Annotated in this window: 20 protein-coding genes; 5 read left to right on the forward strand and 15 right to left on the reverse strand. The window is 65.1% G+C overall.

Features of this window, described 5'->3' with window-relative positions; translation table 11 throughout:
- Nucleotides 1-60: 60 nt before the first annotated feature.
- Nucleotides 61-612: a YggT family protein gene (locus WKW79_RS06470; protein WP_340334283.1), complete on the reverse strand. Its 552-nt coding sequence runs from the start codon at nt 610-612 to the stop codon at nt 61-63.
- 216 nt (nt 613-828) lie between these two features.
- Here WKW79_RS06470 and WKW79_RS06475 point away from each other — a divergent pair, with 216 nt between their 5' ends.
- The 5 genes from WKW79_RS06475 (at nt 829) to WKW79_RS06495 (ending at nt 5,833) form a co-directional block, all read left to right on the forward strand.
- Complete coding sequence (locus tag WKW79_RS06475; RefSeq protein ID WP_340334284.1) at nt 829-1,482, forward strand: LON peptidase substrate-binding domain-containing protein; 654 nt, start codon at nt 829-831, stop codon at nt 1,480-1,482.
- Between the two features lie 154 nt (nt 1,483-1,636).
- Complete coding sequence (lysS, locus tag WKW79_RS06480) at nt 1,637-3,196, forward strand: lysine--tRNA ligase (RefSeq protein ID WP_340334285.1); 1,560 nt, start codon at nt 1,637-1,639, stop codon at nt 3,194-3,196.
- Complete coding sequence (locus tag WKW79_RS06485) at nt 3,196-4,467, forward strand: Hsp70 family protein (RefSeq protein ID WP_340334286.1); 1,272 nt, start codon at nt 3,196-3,198, stop codon at nt 4,465-4,467. The genes lysS and WKW79_RS06485 overlap by 1 nt, the downstream gene beginning before the upstream one ends.
- Entirely contained in the window at nt 4,468-4,992 is a 525-nt protein-coding gene (locus tag WKW79_RS06490; protein WP_340334287.1) for a YgjP-like metallopeptidase domain-containing protein, read from the forward strand.
- A gap of 43 nt (nt 4,993-5,035) precedes the next feature.
- Nucleotides 5,036-5,833 carry a class I SAM-dependent methyltransferase gene (locus tag WKW79_RS06495; protein WP_340334288.1) on the forward strand — a complete coding sequence of 266 codons (798 nt, stop codon included), beginning with the start codon at nt 5,036-5,038 and terminating at the stop codon, nt 5,831-5,833.
- Nucleotides 5,834-5,933: 100 nt separating this feature from the next.
- Here the strand turns inward: WKW79_RS06495 and WKW79_RS06500 are convergent, their stop codons facing one another.
- The 14 genes from WKW79_RS06500 to WKW79_RS06565 form a co-directional block, all read right to left on the reverse strand.
- Complete coding sequence (locus WKW79_RS06500; protein ID WP_340334289.1) at nt 5,934-6,863, reverse strand: glycosyltransferase family 2 protein; 930 nt, start codon at nt 6,861-6,863, stop codon at nt 5,934-5,936.
- 16 nt (nt 6,864-6,879) lie between these two features.
- Nucleotides 6,880-7,677 carry a 2-keto-4-pentenoate hydratase gene (locus tag WKW79_RS06505; RefSeq protein WP_340334290.1) on the reverse strand — a complete coding sequence of 266 codons (798 nt, stop codon included), beginning with the start codon at nt 7,675-7,677 and terminating at the stop codon, nt 6,880-6,882.
- Between the two features lie 14 nt (nt 7,678-7,691).
- Entirely contained in the window at nt 7,692-8,762 is a 1,071-nt protein-coding gene (nagZ, locus tag WKW79_RS06510) for a beta-N-acetylhexosaminidase (RefSeq protein ID WP_340334291.1), read from the reverse strand.
- Nucleotides 8,759-9,151, reverse strand: a complete 393-nt coding sequence (acpS, locus tag WKW79_RS06515) for a holo-ACP synthase (RefSeq protein ID WP_340334292.1) — start codon at nt 9,149-9,151, stop codon at nt 8,759-8,761. Before acpS ends, nagZ begins: the two co-directional genes overlap by 4 nt.
- A 46-nt stretch (nt 9,152-9,197) precedes the next feature.
- Nucleotides 9,198-9,971, reverse strand: coding sequence for a pyridoxine 5'-phosphate synthase (locus WKW79_RS06520; RefSeq protein WP_340334293.1), 774 nt, complete (start codon nt 9,969-9,971; stop codon nt 9,198-9,200).
- Entirely contained in the window at nt 9,968-10,747 is a 780-nt protein-coding gene (gene recO, locus WKW79_RS06525) for a DNA repair protein RecO (protein WP_340334294.1), read from the reverse strand. Before recO ends, WKW79_RS06520 begins: the two co-directional genes overlap by 4 nt.
- Before the next feature lie 3 nt (nt 10,748-10,750).
- The gene (era, locus tag WKW79_RS06530; protein ID WP_340334295.1) at nt 10,751-11,719 is read right to left on the reverse strand and encodes a GTPase Era; all 969 of its coding nucleotides are present in this window, start codon (nt 11,717-11,719) and stop codon (nt 10,751-10,753) included.
- Between the two features lie 113 nt (nt 11,720-11,832).
- The gene (gene rnc, locus WKW79_RS06535) at nt 11,833-12,516 is read right to left on the reverse strand and encodes a ribonuclease III (protein ID WP_340334296.1); all 684 of its coding nucleotides are present in this window, start codon (nt 12,514-12,516) and stop codon (nt 11,833-11,835) included.
- A gap of 18 nt (nt 12,517-12,534) precedes the next feature.
- On the reverse strand, nt 12,535-12,894 hold the full coding sequence (locus WKW79_RS06540; protein ID WP_340334297.1) for a DUF4845 domain-containing protein: 360 nt from the start codon (nt 12,892-12,894) through the stop codon (nt 12,535-12,537).
- A 158-nt stretch (nt 12,895-13,052) separates the two neighbouring features.
- Complete coding sequence (gene lepB / locus WKW79_RS06545) at nt 13,053-14,042, reverse strand: signal peptidase I (protein WP_340334298.1); 990 nt, start codon at nt 14,040-14,042, stop codon at nt 13,053-13,055.
- A 10-nt stretch (nt 14,043-14,052) separates the two neighbouring features.
- The gene (lepA, locus tag WKW79_RS06550) at nt 14,053-15,864 is read right to left on the reverse strand and encodes a translation elongation factor 4 (protein ID WP_340334299.1); all 1,812 of its coding nucleotides are present in this window, start codon (nt 15,862-15,864) and stop codon (nt 14,053-14,055) included.
- Nucleotides 15,865-16,386: 522 nt separating this feature from the next.
- Nucleotides 16,387-17,871, reverse strand: a complete 1,485-nt coding sequence (locus WKW79_RS06555; protein WP_340334632.1) for a DegQ family serine endoprotease — start codon at nt 17,869-17,871, stop codon at nt 16,387-16,389.
- 86 nt (nt 17,872-17,957) lie between these two features.
- Nucleotides 17,958-19,025 (reverse strand): MucB/RseB C-terminal domain-containing protein, encoded by a 1,068-nt coding sequence (locus WKW79_RS06560; protein ID WP_340334300.1) that lies wholly within the window; start codon nt 19,023-19,025, stop codon nt 17,958-17,960.
- Nucleotides 19,026-19,048: 23 nt separating this feature from the next.
- The gene (locus WKW79_RS06565) at nt 19,049-19,720 is read right to left on the reverse strand and encodes a sigma-E factor negative regulatory protein (RefSeq protein ID WP_340334301.1); all 672 of its coding nucleotides are present in this window, start codon (nt 19,718-19,720) and stop codon (nt 19,049-19,051) included.
- Between the last annotated feature and the right edge of the window lie 10 nt (nt 19,721-19,730).

Here is a 19,730-nt window from a genome sequence, read left to right on the forward strand (position 1 = left end):
TATCTACAACCCCCATTTACCGGCTGTAGCAATCTCGCGCGCCCCGAGCGCTCCCCTCTACTACCCCAAGTGCATGACCCATCCGCGCAGATCGACCAGTACGAATGCCACGACCTGCAGCAGCACGACCGCGATGAGCGGCGTCAGGTCCACCCCGCCGATCAAGGGCACATAGCGACGAATCGGACGAACGAGCGGCTTGGACAACCGGGCGATCAGGTCCTGCAGCATCGAGGACGCGCCGGGCACCCACGACAGCACGGCATAGACGATCAGCAGTGCCATCAGCCCCGACACGGCCAGCCGGAGCAGGTCGACCACCGCCACCAGCGGCAAGGTCGCCCAACTCGTCGGCTCGCCCATGAACATCAGGAACAGGCACTTCACCAGCACCAGAAGCCACGCCGCCAGCGCACTGGACAGGTCCCACCGGCGAAACGGCGGCACCACCCGCCGCAGCGGCACCACGATCCAGTCCGACACCGCGAACACGAAGCGCCCCAGCGGATTGCCGAAGGGCACGCGCTGGTACTGCATGTAGAGCCGCAGCAGGCAAGCCCCGCCGAGCAAGCCGACGATCACTTCCAGGAGGTACGAAAAAATCTGAGTCATTGGTGCTAACAGGAACGTGCAGCGATGATAGCCACGGCTTGCCCACGCGCCCGCCTAGCGCCGGCAGACTTTCGCTGGTCGCGGCGCCCCATGCCCGATGCGCATGAAACCCGAAACGTCAACCGATCGACAACAGGCAACAATGGCGATCCCTTCCGCGTGGAAGCACAGAATCCTCGCGCGACTTCCAGCCAGTCACCTGCCAGGGAACTCGTCATGCCGCAGCCACCTCCGCCGACGACCATGCCATTGCCGCTCTTCCCACTGGGCACCGTGCTGTTCCCCGGCGGCTTCATGCCCTTGCGCATCTTCGAAGTGCGCTACCTCGACCTCATCAACAAGTGCTACCGCAACGGCGAACCCTTCGGTGTGGTGAGCCTCACGCAAGGCAGCGAGGTGCTCCGGGCCGGCGCGCAGGACGAGCGCTTCGCGGAAGTCGGCACGCTGGCCACGATCCGCTCGTTCGAGTCGCCGCAGGCGGGCCTGCTGCAGATCGAATGCGTGGGCGGCCAGCGCTTTCGCATCCACAGCAGCGCGCAGCAGCAGTACGGCCTGTGGACCGCGCAGGTCGAGTCCATTGAGGACGACGTCGCCGTGTCCATTCCAGACGACCTGCGCCATGCCTCTGTTGCGCTGAAACGCGTGATCGATACCTTGGCGGAACGGCGCAGCATGCAGGCCATGGACGCCATGCACCTGCCGATCTACAAGCCCTATCGCTTCGAAGATTGCGGCTGGGTCGCCAACCGCTGGTGCGAGTTCCTGCCGATCCAGACCCCCGCCAAGCAACGATTGCTGGAACTCGACAGCCCGCTCATGCGGCTCGAGTTGGTCAGCGATCTGCTCGCACATACGGGTATTGCTGAATAGTTTGCTATTTTTTTGATAGCAACCAATGCAGGATCGGCGGGCACTCCAGCCCCAATCCGGGCGAACCCTATGGGCTAAAATGCCCGCCTTGCGCAACGCGACCCTCCGAATCGCCCGCCGCGCCCTCCCCCTCACCTGATTCGCAGCAGCACCCATGTCCGATCACCTGACGCCATCCGTTCCCACGCCCGCAACCGTCGCCGCCGCGCCCGCTGTCGACGACAACCAGCTCATTGCGGAGCGTCGCGAGAAACTCAAGGCCATGCGCACGGCGCAGGCCAACGGCAAGGGCGTCGCGTTCCCCAACGACTTCAAGCCGGCGCACCGTGCCGCCGCGCTGATCGCCGCGCATGGCGAGACCGAGCCCGAAGCGCTCGAAGCGCAAGCCGTGGCGGTCAGCGTCGCCGGCCGCATGATGCTCAAGCGCGTGATGGGCAAGGCCAGCTTCGCCACGCTGCAGGACTCGACCAGCCGCATCCAGCTCTACGTGACGCGCGACGCGATCGGCGAAGAGGCCTATGCCGACTTCAAGAAGATGGACTTGGGCGACATCCTCGGCGCCGAAGGCACCTTGATGAAGACCAAGACCGGCGAGCTGTCGGTCAAGGTCACGAAGCTGCGCCTGCTGACCAAGAGCCTGCGTCCGCTGCCCGACAAGTTCCACGGCATGGCCGACCAGGAACAGAAGTACCGCCAGCGCTACGTCGACCTCATCACCGACGAAACCGCGCGCGCCCGCTTTGCCGCACGCAGCCGCGCCGTCAGCGCCCTGCGCGAATTCATGGTCGCCAACGACTTCCTCGAGGTCGAGACGCCGATGCTGCATCCCATTCCCGGCGGCGCCAATGCCAAGCCCTTCAAGACGCACCACAACGCGCTCGACCAGGAGATGTTCCTGCGCATCGCGCCCGAGCTGTACCTGAAGCGCCTGATCGTCGGCGGCTTCGAGCGCGTGTTCGAGATCAACCGGAGCTACCGCAACGAAGGCATCTCGGTGCGGCACAACCCCGAGTTCACGATGATGGAGTTCTATGCGGCCTACTGGAACTACCAGGACCTGATGGACTTCACCGAGATGATCATTCGCACGATCGCGAAGAAGACCGTCGGCACCGAACAGCTCACCTACCAGGGCAAGGCCGTCGACCTGAGCCAGCCCTTCGAGCGCCTGACCATCCGCGAAGCCATCCTCAAGCACACCGATGCAGGCGCGAACGTCGATGACACCACCTGGCTCATCAACGCCCTGCGCAAGATCGGCCTGAGCGAGGAGAAGGACAAGCTGTCGCAACGCAGCCTGGCTTCCCTGCAGGTGATGTATTTCGAGGAGACCGTCGAAGAGAAGCTCTGGCAGCCGACCTTCATCATGGAACACCCGACCGAGATCTCGCCGCTGGCCCGCGCCAACGACGACCGTCCGGAAGTCACCGAACGCTTCGAGCTCTACATCACCGGTCGCGAATTCGGCAACGGGTTCAGCGAACTGAACGACGCCGAGGACCAGGCCGCCCGCTTCAACGCACAGGTCGCCGCCAAGGACAGCGGCGACGACGAAGCCATGTTCTACGACCACGACTTCGTCCGCGCCCTCGAATACGGCATGCCCCCCACCGGCGGCTGCGGCATCGGCATCGACCGCTTTATGATGCTGCTGACCGACTCGCCCAGCATCCGCGACGTGATCCTGTTCCCGGCATTGCGCAGAGAGGCGTGATGCGAGCCAAGGCCACATCGGCCGCGGCGATCGGCATCGACTTCGGCACTTCCAATTCGGCCATCGCCTCGGCGGTCGCCGACGGGCCGGCGCGCCTGTTGCCGCTCGAAGGCGACTACACGGCGATGCCGACCGCGCTCTTCTTCAATGCGGAGGATCGCAGCACGCACTTCGGGCGCGAGGCGGTTGCGCTCTACCTCGCCGGCACCGAAGGCCGGCTGATGCGCTCGCTCAAGAGCCTGCTCGGCAGCGCGCTGATGCAGGAGCAGACGGCCGTGTACGACGGCATGCTGAGCTACGAGGACATCATCGCGCGCTACCTGCACGAGCTGGCCACGCGCGCCGAGCGCGAGCTGGGGCATCGGCCCGAGCGTGCCGTCATCGGGCGGCCCGTGCACTTCGTCGATGACGACAGCAAGCGCGACCAGCGTGCCGAAGACAGCCTGCGCCAGGCCGCGCGCGTCGCGGGCTTCCGCGAAGTGAGTTTCCAGCTGGAGCCGATCGCCGCGGCCTTCGACTACGAGCAGCGCGTGACCAAGGAATCGCTGATCCTCATCGCCGACATCGGCGGTGGCACCTCCGACTTCACCGTGGTGCGCGTGGGCCCGGATCGCATCTCACGCGCCGACCGCAGCGACGACGTGCTCGCCACCACCGGCGTGCACATCGGCGGCACCGACTTCGACCAGCGCCTGAACCTCGAGCGCGTGATGCCGCACCTGGGCTTCCGCCATCTCGGCCCGCAAGGCCGCGAAGTGCCGAGCACGGTGTTCTTCGAACTCTCGACCTGGCACCTGATCCACTGGCAGCAGACGCCCAAGGCCATCCGCCAGACGCAACTGCTGCGTACCAATTACAGCGACACGCGAATGCACGACCGGCTCATGCGCGTGCTCAAGCAGGCCGACGGCCATCGCATTGCCAACGCAGTCGAACAGGCCAAGATCCAGGCCTCCGTTTCCGATGCAGAAGTCGCCATCGAACTCGACAGCGCCGAGCCCGGATTGGCCACGACGCTGACGCCGCAAGACATGGCGCAGCAACTCGCCACGCAACTCGAATCCGTCGTCGCCTGCGCGCATGCCTGCGTGCATCGCGCCGGCCTGCGCAGCGGTGATCTCGACGCGATCTACCTGACCGGCGGTTCGTCCGCGCTGCGCCCGTTCCAGCAGGCCTTGCGCCATGGCTTCGTCGGTGTGCCGCTGGTCGAGGGTGACCTGTTCGGCGGTGTCGCGGCCGGCCTCGCCTACGCGGCGCGCGGCAAGGCGTAGATGAAATACCTGGCCGGCTATCCGCCCGCGCTGCTCGCGCAGGTGAAGCAGCAGATCGATTCACCGAGCGGCCTCGCCGGCCTGCTGCGCAAGCGCTACGCCACCGCGCACGAGATCCGCACCGACCGCGCCCTGTACGACTACGTGAACGGCCTCAAGTCCGAGTTCATGCGCAACGCCGAGCCGCTTCACAAGGTCGCCTTCGACAGCAAGCTGCACGTCATCCGCAACGCCCTCGGCACGCACACCACGGTGCAGCGCGTGCAGGGCAGCAAGCTCAAGACCAAACGCGAGATTCGGGTGGCCAGCCTGTTCAAGGAAGTGCCGGAAGAGTGGCTGCGCATGATCGTCGTGCACGAGCTCGCGCACATGAAGCAGCGCGAGCACGACAAGGCTTTCTACAGCCTCTGCACTCACATGGAGCCGGCCTACCACCAGCTCGAATTCGACCTCCGCCTGTACCTCACGCACCTGGACCATGGCGGCGAGCGGCTGTGGTCGGCCGACGATTTGCGACCGCAATAGCCGACCGCTACAGTGTCCGCTCCACCCAGCACCTGGGGATGCGATGACACAGTTCCTCTGGCAGGACCGGGACCAGCGCGAATACGCGTACGTCTTCAATCCCCGCCCCGAATGCCTGGCCCTGATCCAGCGCGAACCGACCGTGGCGCTGGACATCGGCTGCGGCTCTGGCGCTGTCGGCCAGGCGCTGCGACAGCGCTTCCCGCATTGCGCGCTGTGGGGCTGCGAGTTCGACCCCACGGCCGCTGAACTGGCCCGCCAACACTTCGACCAGGTCGTCGAGCATGACGTGGAGACGGTCGATTTCAACGCGCTGGGATTGCGCAAGCCCTTCGACCTGATCTGCCTCTTCGACGTGCTCGAACACCTGGTCAACCCCTGGCAACTGTTGCATGGCCTGCTGCGCATCGTCGCACCCGATGCGCAGGTGCTCGTGAGCCTGCCCAACGCATCGAACCTGCCGATGCTCTACGACGCCCTGCGCGGGCACTGGCACTACCGCCGCTGGGGCCTGCTGGACTTCACCCACCTGCGCTTCTTCACCGACTTCGACGCGCGCAAGATGTTCTACCAGGCCGGCTACCGCGTGCTGGACCATCGCGTCACGTATCTCGGCGAAGGCGGCGCGATCTTCCAGCGCCATCGTGGCGAACGCTTTCCGCTGAGCTTGATCGTGGGCGAACTCTCGATCAAGGTGCAGTCGGTCGATGACCTGTCGCGCCTGTGCGCCGACCAAAACCTCTACCTGATCACGCCGCACCACGGCGAACTGCTCGACGACACGGAGCGCGCCATGGCCTCTGCGGCCTATCCTCACACCTTCGCGTTCGGCGGCGATTGACGCGTTGCCGAATTCCGGATTGCACAGCCGACGCAGAAGGAAGTCAAAAGAACTTTTGGTATTCCTTTTGCGACTTCTGCCTTCGGTTCCCCCCTTCAAATCAAGCCTCGTCCAGATGCCCCTGCCAGATCGCGCAGCGCTGCGCCAGGTAGGCTTCCACGGCAGTGCGGTCCTCCCCAGACACGCTGGCCCGCGGTGACGCCATCGCCTTGCGCAACGCCGTCACGCCGCGCGCGGCCGATTCGCGATCGAGGAACACCGCCGCATTGCCTCGCAACAGCGGCTCCATCGCCTGCACCTCGGCATAGCTCAGGTCCGGAAACCAGGTCAGCAGCAGCCGCGTCTTCGCATGGATCACGCCCACTTGCAGCGCCACCATGTCCACCGAGGCCTGGCCCTCATGCGTGCGGTAGCGCGTCATCACGCCCGGCAGGTTCGCGAAGCGCGCGCCGGCCAGCGTGCAATCGACCCACATGCCGTAGTCGCAACTCAGCGGATAGCGCGGGTCGTTCACGATGGAATGCTCGCGCAGGAAGTCCGTCCGAACCGTACTCGCCGGATTGCCGATGTTGTTCATGCCGGTCAGAAGGTTGGCCTTGATCGCCCCGTCGTCCGCGGGCAGGCGCACAAGGCCGTTCTGCAGGCCGAAGTACAGCAAGGCGCCGCCGCAGACATCGACCTCCGGATGCGACTCCATGAAGCCCGCCTGCTCGGCAAGCCGGGTCGGCTCGGCCAGGTCGTCCTGGTCGAGGCGCGCCAGGTACTTGCCGCGCGCCAGCCGGATCGCCAGATTGGAGGCATTCGCGACATTGAGGTTGGTCGGCTGCCGGACCATCCGGAAGCGCGCATCGCGGCAGGCGTCTTCCAGGATGCCCGGCGAGCCATCGGTCGAGCAGTCGTCGATGAGCAGGCACTCCCAATCGTCGAAGGTCTGCGCCGAGATCGAGTCCAGCGCTTCACGGAGGTACGCCGCGCCGTTGTAGACCGGCACGTAGAAACTCACCAGTGGCGTGCGCTGCGCATCGGCCACCGCGCGCGTTCCCCGGTCAGGCGACGAAGCGTGCCGACACCGTGCCGAGCACGCCGAAATCCACCTGCACCGCGTCGCCCGCAACGATTTCCAACGGCACCAGGCAGGTGCCAGTGGTCACGAACTGACCCGCGCGCAAGGTCACGCCGTGCTGCGACAACTCGTTGACGAGCCATGTCAGCGCAATCCGAGGATCACCCAGCACAGCCGCGCCGATGCCATCGCGCTCGTAGCTGCGGGCGGCGCCCGTCACCGTGGCATGCGCGCGGTGCGCTGCCAGATCCAGATCGCGCCATGGGACCGTGACCGCCCCACCCAGCACGAACTCATGCGCGCAGGCGTTGTCGGCGATGAGCTGCGCCTCGCCCGCCGTCACGAAGTCGGCAAAGCGGGAGTTCGGCACCTCGATGCCAAGGCAGAGCTCGCCCACCGCCGCCATCGTCTCCTCGACGCTCCACGCGTGTGCACGTGGCGCCATGTCGCGCGCCATGCGAAACACGAACTCGGCCTCGGCCACCGCCATGCGGTTGCCCTTCATCGAGAAGCTGCTTCCACTGGGGTGCACGCGCTCGGCCATGATGCGTCCAGCGAGCGGGCCGCTCACGTTGATGTGCTTCTGCCCGGCCGCGCTGGTCGCGGCGATCTTCCAGCCGGCGACGGGCTTGTCGCTGCGGCCTTCGAGCAGTGCCTGGACGGCATAGCCCTCCGCACGCGTGGTCGGGCGGTCGGCCGGCAGCAGGTGATCAATGGCCGCGCCGAGTTGCCATGCGCTCCAGAACGCATTGCTCGCTTCGCTCATTTGATTGGGCGTCATGGCATGTCCCCAGTTCAGGTTTGCAGCAGCGCAAGGGCGCGCCGGTAGTGTTCTGATGCGGTCAATTCTTCCCACGCCAGTGCGGGCGCGCGCGGCAGGAGCGCGCGGCGGCGGCGTTCGCTTTGCGCGCTCGGGATCCAGCGTCCGTCGGTCCGCGCCCGGGCCATGTCGGCCAGGAAGTCATCGAGCGGCACGCCCTCGCCCACGCTCTGGTTGCACAGCAGTGCCAGGTCGCAGCCCGCGCCGAGCGCGGCCAGTGCGGCATCGGCATGGCTCAGCAGCGTGCCGTCGATCCAGCGTGCGGCCTCCATGCTCAGGTCGTCGCTGAACACCGCCCCTTCGAAGGCGAGCCGCGCACGCAGGATGTCGCCGAGCCATTTGGGCGAGAAGCCGGCCGGCCGCGCATCCACCTTCGGATAGACCACATGGGCCGGCATGACCGCGGTGAGCGTGTTGGACAGCCAGTCATAAGGCCGCGCATCATCCGCGAGGATCGCCTTGAGACTGCGCCGGTCGACCGGCACGGCCACGTGCGAGTCGGCCTTGACGAAGCCATGTCCCGGAAAGTGCTTGCCGCAATTGCCCACGCCAGCTTGCAGCAGGCCTTGCATCAGGCTCTTGGCCAGCAAGGAGGCCACGCGCGGATCGCGATGGAAGCTGCGGTCGCCGATGACGCTGCTCCCGCCGTAGTCGAGATCGAGCACCGGCGTGAAGCTGAAGTCCACGCCGCAAGCGCGCAGTTCCGATGCGAGCACCAGGCCACACGCCGTGGCGGCGCGGGTGGCCTCCATCGGGTCCTGCATCCAGCGTTCGCCGAGCGAGCGCATCGACGGCAATCGCGTGAAGCCATCCGTGCGAAAGCGCTGCACGCGACCGCCTTCGTGGTCGACACAGATCAGCATGTCGGGCCGGAGCTTCTTGACCTCCGCGTTTACCGCAGCGATCTGCGCGCGGCTTTCCCAGTTGCGCGCGAAATGGATGATGCCGCCGACGAGCGGATCGGCCAGGCGGCGGCGATCGGCAGCGCTCAGCTCGGCGCCCGCAATGTCGATGATCAGCGGGGCGTGGATGGCTTCGGTACTCATGCTTTTTCCACGACGACAAAGCTCGCCGCGTAGTCGGTTTCATCGGTCACGGTGACGTGGGCGACCAGGCCCTTCGCCTCGAACCATTCCTTCAGTTCGCCATGCAGCACGATCGTCGGCTTGCCGCTCGGCAGGTTGGCGATCTCGCAGGAGCGCCAGGTCATCGGCATGCGCATGCCCATGCCGATCGCCTTGCTGAAGGCCTCCTTGGCGGAAAAGCGCGTCGCCAGGTAGCTCACGCCGCGCTTCGGCCAGCGCGCACTGCGGGCCTGCCAGGTCGCGAACTCCGCATCGCTCAGGACCTTTCGCGCAAAGCGCTCGCCCTGCCGCTCGAAGGTGCGGGCAATGCGGCGCACGTCGCAGATGTCGGTGCCGATGCCGTAGATCATGCAGCCCCCACGCGCGGCACCGGCGTGTCCTCGATCCCGGCGGCGCTCATCCCGCCTCGGCGATGCATTGCAGATAGGACTTGGTCGTCGCCTCGTATCCAAGTTCCAGCGCATCCGCCACAAAGGCGTGACCGATGGAGACTTCCAGGACGCCCGGCACCGCGCGCAGGAATTCCGTGAGGTTCTCGCGGCTCAGGTCGTGGCCGGCGTTGACTTCGAGGCCCGCAGCCAGGGCCGCGCGCGCGGCCTCGGCATAAAGTGCCAGCACCGCATCGGCGCGCGAGGTGCCGCGCGAGGCGGCATAGCCCTCTGTGTAGAGCTCGACCCGGTCCGCGCCCACGGCCTTGGCCGCAGCCATCATCTCGGGCTCCGGGTCCATGAACAGGCTCACGCGCACGCCGAGCGCCTTCGCCTCGGCGATCAGCGGGCGCAGCCGCGCCGCATCCTCAGGGAAAGTCCAGCCGTGGTCGCTGGTCGACTGAGTTTCGCTGTCCGGCACGAAGGTCGCCTGGTGTGGCCGCAGTTCGCGCACGAAATCCATCAGGTTGTGGAACGGATTGCCCTCGACGTTGAACTCCACGCCCGGCCACTCCTTGGCAATCAGCGCCGACAGCTGGTGCACGTCTTCGGCGCGGATGTGGCGCGCATCGGGCCGCGGATGCACGGTGATGCCGTGTGCCCCGGCATCGAGGCAGGTGGCCGCAGCAAACAGCACGCTCGGGATGCCGAGCTCGCGCGTGTTGCGCACCAGCGCGACCTTGTTGAGGTTCACCGAGAGCGCCGTCCCGGTGTGCTTCCTGGAAGTGGTGTGGGTATTCATAGGCCTTGCAGGTCCCGGATCATTTGGCGGGTGCGCAGTGTGGTGACGCCGCAATGGTAGTTGAGCAGCATGCGCAATTGGGTGCGCAACGCCGCCCCCAGCCCCGCTTCCATGCCCGCCACATGGTGCACCGTGGCCGAAAACGGCGCGCGGTCGTCGAGCGTGCGCTGCAGCGCCATCCATTCGGCGCCACGCAGCGCGGCCAGTTCGCCCGGCTCGGCCTCGCGCAAGCCGGCTTCGGCCGCCAGGGTGTAACGCGCGTCGGGGTCGAGCGGCGCCAGCGTCGAGGTCTGGACTTCCAACGACGGCAGCAGCCCGATCTCGCGCAAGAGCAGCAACTCGAAGGCCCGCAAGGCCGACGACTGCGTGGCCGCCTGCGCATCGCCATGGTTGGTGGCCAGCACCTGCACCACCGCCGCATAGGCATCGAACAGCGCCTCGTGCGCATCGTCGCGCGCCAGCAGCCGCATCATCAGTTCGTTGACGTAGTAGCCCGACAGCAGCGACTCGCCCGTCGGCATCACGTGCCCGCCCATCCACTCCGCACCCTTGAGCGTGCGGATCTCGGTGTCCCCGCTGAAATTGAGTTGCAGCGGCTGCAGCGGGAGCAGCACCGGCCGAAAATTCGAGCTCGGCCGCTTGGCCCCCTTCGCCACCAGCGCAATCCGCCCATGGTGCCGCGTGAAGACCTCCAGGATCAGGCTCGACTCGCTCCAGTCATAGCGATGCAGCACATAGGCCGGCTCATGGGAAACGCGATGGGTGGCCGCTCTCACGTCCTATTCGTACCCAAAGCTGCGAACCCGCGCCTCGTCATCGGCCCAGCCGGAGCGCACCTTCACCCACAGCTCCAGGAACACCTTGGCATCGGCCAGTTTCTCCAGCTCCACGCGGGTTTCCATGCCGATGCGCTTGATGCGCTCGCCCTTGTCGCCGATCACCATCGCCTTGTGGCCGTCGCGCTCGACCACGATGGTCGCGGCGATGCGCAAAAGGCGCTTCTGGCCCTTCTTCTGCGGCGGCTCTTCCTCGAACTTGTCGATGATCACGGTCGAGGTGTAGGGCAGTTCGTCGCCGGTCAGTCGGAACAGCTTTTCGCGCACCAGTTCGCTCGCGAGGAACTTCTCGCTGCGGTCGGTCAGCTCGTCCTCGCCGTAGAACCAGGGTTGCTCGGGCAGGTACTTCTCGCAGATGCCGAACAGGCGCTCGATGTCCTTCGAGTTCTTCGCCGACATCGGCACGATCTCGGCGAAGTCGTGCTTGGCCTGCATGGTCTGGAGCCACGGCGCGATGTCGCCGCGGCGGTGCACGTTGTCCAGCTTGTTGGCCAGCAGCACCGTCGGGATGCCCTTGCCCAGCAGCTTGAGCACGCGCTCGTCGGCCGGCGTGAAGCTGCCGGCCTCGACCACGAACAGGATCAGGTCCACGTCGCCTACCGCCCCCTGAACCGTCTTGTTCAGCGACTTGTTCAGCGCGTTGGCATGCAGCGTCTGGAAGCCCGGCGTATCGACGAACACGAACTGCGTCGCGCCGATGGTGCGCATGCCGGTGATGCGGTGCCGCGTGGTCTGCGCCTTGCGCGAGGTGATGCTGATCTTCTGGCCGACCAAGGCATTGAGCAGCGTCGACTTGCCGACGTTCGGCTTGCCGACGATGGCGATCAGGCCGCAGTGCTGGGAGCCGATGGGGCCGGCGTCGCCCGCGCCCTCGTCGGAAGGCGTGGGGGGAATGGGAAGATCCGAGGTCATGTTGGCATTGTCGTGGAACACCGCGGTCCGGCCTTGCCAGACCACGGGTGCGGCCCCCGATGGGGGCGAAAAGGGAGAGCGACACGCAGTGCCGCGGAGCCCGGAGGCGAGCGCTACTTCTTCGACTTGAGCCGGATCAACATCGCCGCCGCAGCCGCCTGCTCCCCGGCGCGGCGTGAACCGCCAATGCCGCGTTCGCTCAGCGCCAGCTCAGGCACCTCGCAGACGACATCGAAAGTTTGCTTGTGCGCCGCCCCGAGCGTGTCGACCACGCGGTAGAGCGGCAGCTTCATTTTGTGGCCCTGCAGCCATTCCTGCAATTCAGTCTTCGGATCCTTGGCCGCCGCTTCCATGCGCGGATTGATCTCCACCGCCTCGTAGAGCCGATGTACCAGCGCCTCCGCCGCCACATAGCCGGCATCGAGGTACACCGCGCCGATCACGGCTTCCAGTGCGTCGGCCAGGATCGACGGCCGGTTCGGTCCGCCGGACTTCGCCTCGCCCTCGCCCAATCGCAGCAGGGGCGAAAGCTGCAGCCGCAGCGCGATCTGATGCAGCGTGTCCTGCTTGACCAGGTTTGCCCGCACGCGTGAAAGGTCGCCCTCGGGCAAGGCCGCCAGCCGGCGGTACAACAGATGCGCCACCGCCAGGTTGAGCACCGAGTCGCCGAGAAACTCGAGGCGCTCGTTGTGGTCGGCCGAAAAGCTGCGATGCGTCAGCGCGAGCTGGAGCAGCCGCCCGTCCGCGAATCGATGCTGCAGGCGCGCCTGCAGCGCAGCATGGCCTCCCTCACTCACGACGATTGCTCACGATCTTCAGCGCGACTGGCCCTTGTATTTCATCGTCAGGTACGCGGGCCCGAACAGATGGATCTCGCGCTCATACGAATACGACACGACCACCTTCTCGCCGACCTTCTCCACCACGATGTCCTTGCCGCTCAGCTTGAAGTCGTCGATGGCCTGGGCACGATCGAAGATGGCGCGCACCTCGGGCACGGTCACGCCTTCCTTGGCCTTGTTCGCCGCCTTGTCGATGGCCTGGTATTCGACCAGCGTCGGAATCACTTGTGCCACCACCACGCCCACGCAAGCCAGGACGATGGCCACGAACAGCAGTCCGATGAACGAAATGCCACGCTGATTGCTTCTGGAAGTCGACCGATTTGCCCTCATTGCCCTCTGTCCTTCGAATGGTGTTGCTTGCTTGCAGGATGAAGCCGTCGACACTGTAACGACAATTGTGACGATTCGGTAACGAGTTGATACGCCATTCGGCATCGATCAGACGGCCTGTCGCAATGAGATGCCACAGTTCGCCTCGCAGCCACGGCTTATTCGAAACCGCCGATCCGCTTCCAGTTGCCGAAGTTCATCCAGACGAAAAACGCGCGCCCGACGATGTTCTTGTCCGGCACGAAACCCCAGTAGCGCGAGTCGGCAGAGTTGTCCCGGTTGTCGCCCATCATGAAGTACATGCCCGGCGGCACCTTGCAGACCACACCCTCGACGTTGTAGCGGCAGTTGCCCTGGTCCTCGAACGGAATCACCTCCGCCTCCGTCAGGCCGGCACGCCGACTGTCGTTGTTGAGGATCTTGTGCTTCTTCCCGCCCAGCACCTCCTCGAACTGCGGCGTTTCCTTCATGTAGGTGTCCCTGTCGTCGCTGCTGTCGCCGAAGTACGGCGCCAGCGGCGTCTTGCTGACCGGTTGCCCGTTGATCGTCAGCTTCTTGTTCAGATAGGCCACCTCGTCGCCCGGAATGCCCACCACGCGCTTGATGTAGTCCATGCTCGGCTTGGGCGGATAGCGGAACACCATCACATCGCCGCGCGCTGGCGGCGTGCCTTCGGTGATCTTGGTGTTGATCACCGGCAGGCGCAGGCCGTAGGTGTACTTGTTGACCAGGATCAGGTCGCCGGTCAGCAGCGTCGGCATCATCGAGCCCGACGGAATCTTGAAGGGCTCGAACAGGAAGGAGCGCAGCAGGAACACCGCCACGATCACCGGGAACAGCCCCGCCGTCCAGTCCAGCCACCAGGGCTGCATCAACAGGCGCTCGTGCGCCTTGTCATCCACCGTGTCGACTTTCGTGATGCCTTGCTGCGCCAGCCGCGCATTGCGCGCGCCCAACGAAGATTCATAGGCGGCCGCAGCCTTCACGCGCTGCGGCAGGAAGTAGAAGCGCTCGGCCAGCCAGTAGATGCCGGTGACCACGCTCGCCAGGAACAGCAACAGCGCGAAGTTGCCTTCGACCGCGCCGAAGTACCAGGCGCCGATGTAGCCGACGAACGCGGCGAGGATCAGGGAAGTGAGAAAGGCCATGGGGGAAAAATCAGTCCTCGACTTGCAGGATCGCGAGGAAGGCCTCTTGCGGGACTTCCACGGAGCCGATCTGCTTCATGCGCTTCTTGCCCGCCTTCTGCTTTTCGAGCAGCTTGCGTTTGCGGGACACGTCGCCGCCGTAGCACTTGGCGAGCACGTTCTTGCGCAGCGCCTTGATTGTCTCACGCGCAATGATGTTGACCCCGATCGCCGCCTGGATGGCAACGTCGTACATCTGCCGCGAAATGATCTCGCGCATCTTGCCCACCACGGCACGGCCGCGGTACTGGCTCTGGCTGCGGTGCACGATGATCGACAGCGCATCGACCTTCTCGCCGTTCAGCAGGATGTCCACCTTGACGACGTCGGACGCCCGGTACTCCTTGAACTCGTAGTCCATCGACGCGTAGCCGCGGCTCACCGACTTCAGCTTGTCGAAGAAGTCCAGCACGATCTCGCCGAGCGGCATCTCGTAGGTGAGCATCACCTGGCGGCCGTGGTAGGCCATGTTCATCTGGATGCCGCGCTTCTGGTTGGCCAGCGTCATCACCACGCCCACGTATTCCTGCGGCATGTAGAGATGCACCGTCACGATCGGCTCGCGGATCTCCATCATCTTGCCGACGTCGGGCATCTTCGACGGGTTCTCGACCATGATCACTTCGCCGCCGGTCTTCACCACCTGGTAGACCACGCTCGGCGCGGTCGTGATCAGGTCCTGGTCGAACTCGCGCTCCAGGCGCTCCTGCACGATCTCCATGTGCAGCAGGCCGAGGAAGCCGCAGCGAAAGCCGAAGCCCAGCGCCTGGCTCACCTCGGGCTCGTAGTGCAGCGACGAGTCGTTGAGCTTGAGCTTCTCGAGCGCGTCGCGCAGCGACTCGTACTCGCTGGCCTCGGTCGGGTACAGGCCGGCAAAGACCTGCGGCTGGATTTCCTTGAAGCCCGGCAGCGGCTCGGTCGCAGTGAAGGCCGCACCACCGGTGCCAGCCTTGATGAGCGTCACGGTGTCGCCGACCTTCGCAGCTTGCAACTCCTTGATGCCCGCGATGATGTAGCCCACCTCGCCCGCTTCGAGCGATTGACGCGGCTCGTTGTTCGGCGTGAAGACGCCGAGGCTGTCGGCGTTGTACATCGCGCCCGAAGCCATCATCTTGATGCGATCACCCTTGGCCAGGCGACCATCGACCACGCGCACCAGCATCACCACGCCGACATACGCATCGAACCAACTGTCGATGATCATTGCGCGCAGCGCCGCATCCGGATTGCCCTTCGGCGGAGGCACGCGCGCAACCACCGCTTCGAGAATCTCTTCAATGCCCATGCCCGTCTTTGCCGAGCAGGGAATCGCATCGGTCGCATCGATGCCGATCACGTCTTCGATCTCGGTGCGCGCGTTGTCGGGGTCCGCGTTCGGCAGATCCATCTTGTTGAGCACGGGCACCACTTCGACATGCAGGTCGAGTGCTGTGTAGCAGTTGGCCACCGTCTGCGCTTCGACACCTTGCGAGGCATCGACAACGAGCAAAGCGCCTTCGCATGCAGAGAGCGAGCGACTCACTTCATATGAGAAGTCGACATGGCCTGGTGTGTCGATCAGATTGAGGTTGTAGACCTTGCCATCGCGTGCCTTGTAGTGCAGCGCAGCGGTCTGTGCCTTGATGGTTATCCCACGCTCTTTCTCGATGTCCATCGAGTCGAGCACTTGCGCTTCCATCTCGCGTTCAGCGAGGCCACCGCAACGTTGAATCAGGCGGTCTGCGAGCGTCGACTTGCCGTGGTCGATGTGCGCAATGATGGAGAAATTTCTGATGTGATTCATCAACGGGAACGCTTAAGTACTTGAATTGCCTTGCACGCAGAAGGGGTGGGGCAAGAAAAAAGGGCGCGTCTGTGAGAGACGCGCCCTGAACCAACAAGCAATGGCAACTGCAGTAGTTGGAACTTCATTGTAGGCAAAAAGGGGGTCGCGTACATGCGGGGACGGGCTCTCGACGGGTCGTTGCAGGTCAGCAACATCTACTTTATAAACACGTTATCCACAGGCCGGGTGCATCACTCTCTTAACAACTTGTGGGTGATCTGTGGAGCACCGGTGGACGGATGGCTGGAATCTCGCATCGTGGAGATGCCCCTCCACGCTTATGCGTGCAGTCGCGCCAAAGCTGCCTCTATTCTACCGAAAAACATCATTAGCCCATTCCAAAGTTAGTGAGTGCAAACTAAAGTTGGCGCGTTTCCAAGGTCAAAAAAATTTTCCGAGGACGTGGCGAGTAAGCCGAAAGATGCAAAAAAAGGCCCCAATCCCGACTAATGGTTGGGGCCACTTGACGCCGGGCGAAGCTCAGCGCGCAGGCCGGATCAGCGCATATTGGGCCCACTCACCGCGCCGGAACAGCACGCTCACGGCCTTGGACTTGTCTGCCTTGTTGATGGCGCTGTCGAACTCCTTCAGGTTCGCGACCTCGGTGTTCGCCACCGCCAGGATCACGTCGCCCTCACGCAGACCGGCGCGCGCCGCGCCTTCGGTGGCGGTCTCGACCTTCACACCACCCTTGAGTTTGAGTTCCTTCTTCTGTGCATCATTCAGGTCGGTCACGGCAAGGCCGAGCGACTTGGCCGCGGCGGAGGCGGTCGCCTTGGGTGTCGGCTCCTCGCGATCATTGGACGCACGCTTGGCCGGCTTGTCGGGCTCGATCTCCGCGATGACGACGGTGATCTCGCGCGACTGCCCGCGGCGGAACACCGTGAGCGTGCTCTTCGTGCCCGGCTTGGTGTTGCCCACCAGGCGCGGCAGGTCGCTCGGCTTCTCGATCGCCTTGCCGTCGAACTTGGTGATGATGTCGCCCGGCTCCACGCCGCCCTTCTCGCCCGGCGAGCCCGCTTCGACGCTGCGTACCAACGCGCCTTGCGCCTTGCCAAGACCAATCGACTCGGCCACGTCCTTCGTGACCTGGTCGATCTGCACGCCGATGCGTCCGCGCGAGACGCGGCCATTGGTGCGCAGTTGTTCGCTCACGCGAATCGCTTCGTCGATCGGGATCGAGAAGGAGATCCCCATGAAGCCGCCGGAGCGTGAATAGATCTGGCTGTTGATGCCGACCACCTCGCCGCGCATGTTGATGAGAGGCCCGCCCGAGTTGCCGGGGTTGATCGCCACGTCGGTCTGGATGAAGGGCAAGTAGTCGCCGGTGTCGCGCTGCTTGGCGCTGACGATGCCGGCGGTCACGGTGTTCTCGAGGCCGAAGGGCGAGCCAATGGCCATCACCCATTCACCCACGCGCAGCTTGCCGATGTCGCCGATCTTCACCGCGGGCAGGCCGGTGGCCTCGATCTTCACGACGGCGACGTCGGTGCGCTTGTCAGCGCCGATCAGCTTGGCCTTGAACTCGCGCTTGTCGGTCAGCGTCACTAGGACTTCCGAGGCATCCTCGACGACGTGCGCATTAGTCATCACATAGCCGTCCGGCGTCAGGATGAAGCCAGAGCCCACGCCGCGCGGGCGCTCTTCTTCCTGTGGTTGCTGCGGCCGGTTCTGGCGCGGGCCCTGGCGCGGCACGCCGGGCATCGGCTGGCCGAAGAAGCGCCGGAAGAACTCCTGCATTTCCTCGTCCATCTCCGGGCTGCTGCCGCGCTGGGCCACTTTTTCGACGGTGCGGATGTTGACCACGGACGGCCCGACCTGGTCGACCAGATCGGTGAAGTCCGGCAGCGTGCGGGTCTGCGCCTGCGCGGCGGTCACCGGTAGGAAGGTGGCGCTGGCAGTGCCCACCAGTGCGAATGCCAGCAGCGCTGTGCGGATGCGACTTCCCTCAACCTTGAAAATCATCATGTCTTCTTTCAACTTGGCAAACAACATACAACGAGACAATGCTGTGAATATGGGGCGTCGCAAAGGTTCGGCAAGCGGCGCATTCAACGCGTTCGTGCCAATCCCTGCGCGAAGGCGTCCAGTGTCTGCGGCGGCACCTCGCCCACGGCCGTCAGCCACCAATCGCCATTCTTGTCGCTGAGCCGGCGCGTCAGCGTGTAAGTGGCGCCGAGCGTCAGCACGACTTCTTGCGACCGTCGCTGCGCATCGTACGGCTCCAGGAACAACGAGACGGACGCGAGGCCATCCGAGAAGGTCCATTGGAGGGTGTTTTCACGGTTCGTGCCGCCGCCCATCGCACGTCGATAGCAACTGATCGGCTTGAAGCCTGCCACCGGCGACTTCAAGGTCCATCCTTCGGACTGGGCTGTTGTGCGCTGCAATTCGGACTTCTCGACCTTGTAGCCGGCCGTGCTGGTCATCATCTGCTGCAGCGCGTGCATCTTGATTGGCGCATCGAGTTGCAGCTCCGAGAACGCCGACTGCTCGACCACATTGCCTTCGCCATCCAGCGTCTGCAACTTCACGACCAGGCCTGAACGACGCTCGCTCCACACGCGATAGCCGAAACGCAGCGTATCGCGCGGCACCAGTTGCACCACATCGGCATCGAAGCCGGCCACGCGGTCGCGGCCCGTGACGCGGGCGCTGTAGAAGTCGCCCAGGGATGAATCCGGCGTGCCGAGCAGGTTCGGGAACAGTTCGAGGTTTTCGCGACGCTCGCTCTTCGCGACCCGGCTTTCGGGCAGGAAGGTCATCACCTGGTCGTTGCGGCGGAACGTGGTGCGCGGCGCGCCCGAAAGTGCCTCGATGCGCTCCATTTGCTGGTCGCCCTCGCAGACATGCCAGATACGTGCGCTCGACAGGTTGCCGACGGCAGCCGAAACCACAAAGGTCCCTATGTAGCTGCGTTGGCGCGAGGCCAAACGCATGCGCTGAAGCCATTCGACCACGCCCATCGAGGGCGCCGGATCCGCCGCCGGCGCGCCCTTGTCGGCAGGCGCGGCCGCGGGTCGCGCCCCATGCGTTTGCGCGGAGACCGCCTGCCACAGGCAAAGCACGGCCAGCGCCAGCACGACCCGACGTGCGGCCCTCGGTGATAGGGCTGGCATTGCGGCGAGACGGGGCAGCACGATCAGCGCGACGGTCCTTCGAAGGTGGCATTGCGCAGGAAAGTCGACGGCATCTGCGACCCGCCACCCGCCTGCTGATGCGCGGCCAGCAATTCATCGAGCCGGGCATCCCGCAGCATCACCTGCGGCGCGCCGCTGCCGACCTGCACGCGGGTGGGCACCGCGACGGCGCTGGTCGCATGCGGATCCGCCGCCGCCAGCACGGAGCCCACCGGCGGCTGTTGCGCCACCTGTACCGGCTGCGGCTGCACTTGCGCCAATTGCGCGCCAGTCGGCGCGCCGCCCAGCGTGTTGGCCAGGCTCCAGCCGATCGCAGCCACCGCCACCAGCGAGGCGGCGCCCGCCACCAGCTTCCATCGGAACACCGGTTCGTTGGCCGGCTCGGCGCGCTTCGGCAGTGACTCCACCGCCGGGGCCACGGGCACGGCAACCCGCACCGGCGGCTCATGCACCAGGCGTTGCTGCAACTTGGCCAGGAATGCGTTGCTGTCGCTGCACGGCGCATGCGCGCCCGAGCGCAGCACGTCGCCGACCAGGTGCCAGGTGCGCCAGGTGGCCTGCAATTCCTCGTGCGTGCCAATGTGGCCCACGGCCTCGGCGAAGGCCTGGCCCTTCAACTGGCCGTCCGCCAGGGCGGACACCTGCTCGCGAATACTGTCTGATGGATCGTTCATCTCTTTCACC

This window comes from Variovorax robiniae, from assembly GCF_037889955.1.
In the GTDB taxonomy this organism is placed as follows: Bacteria; Pseudomonadota; Gammaproteobacteria; order Burkholderiales; family Burkholderiaceae_C; genus Variovorax; species Variovorax robiniae.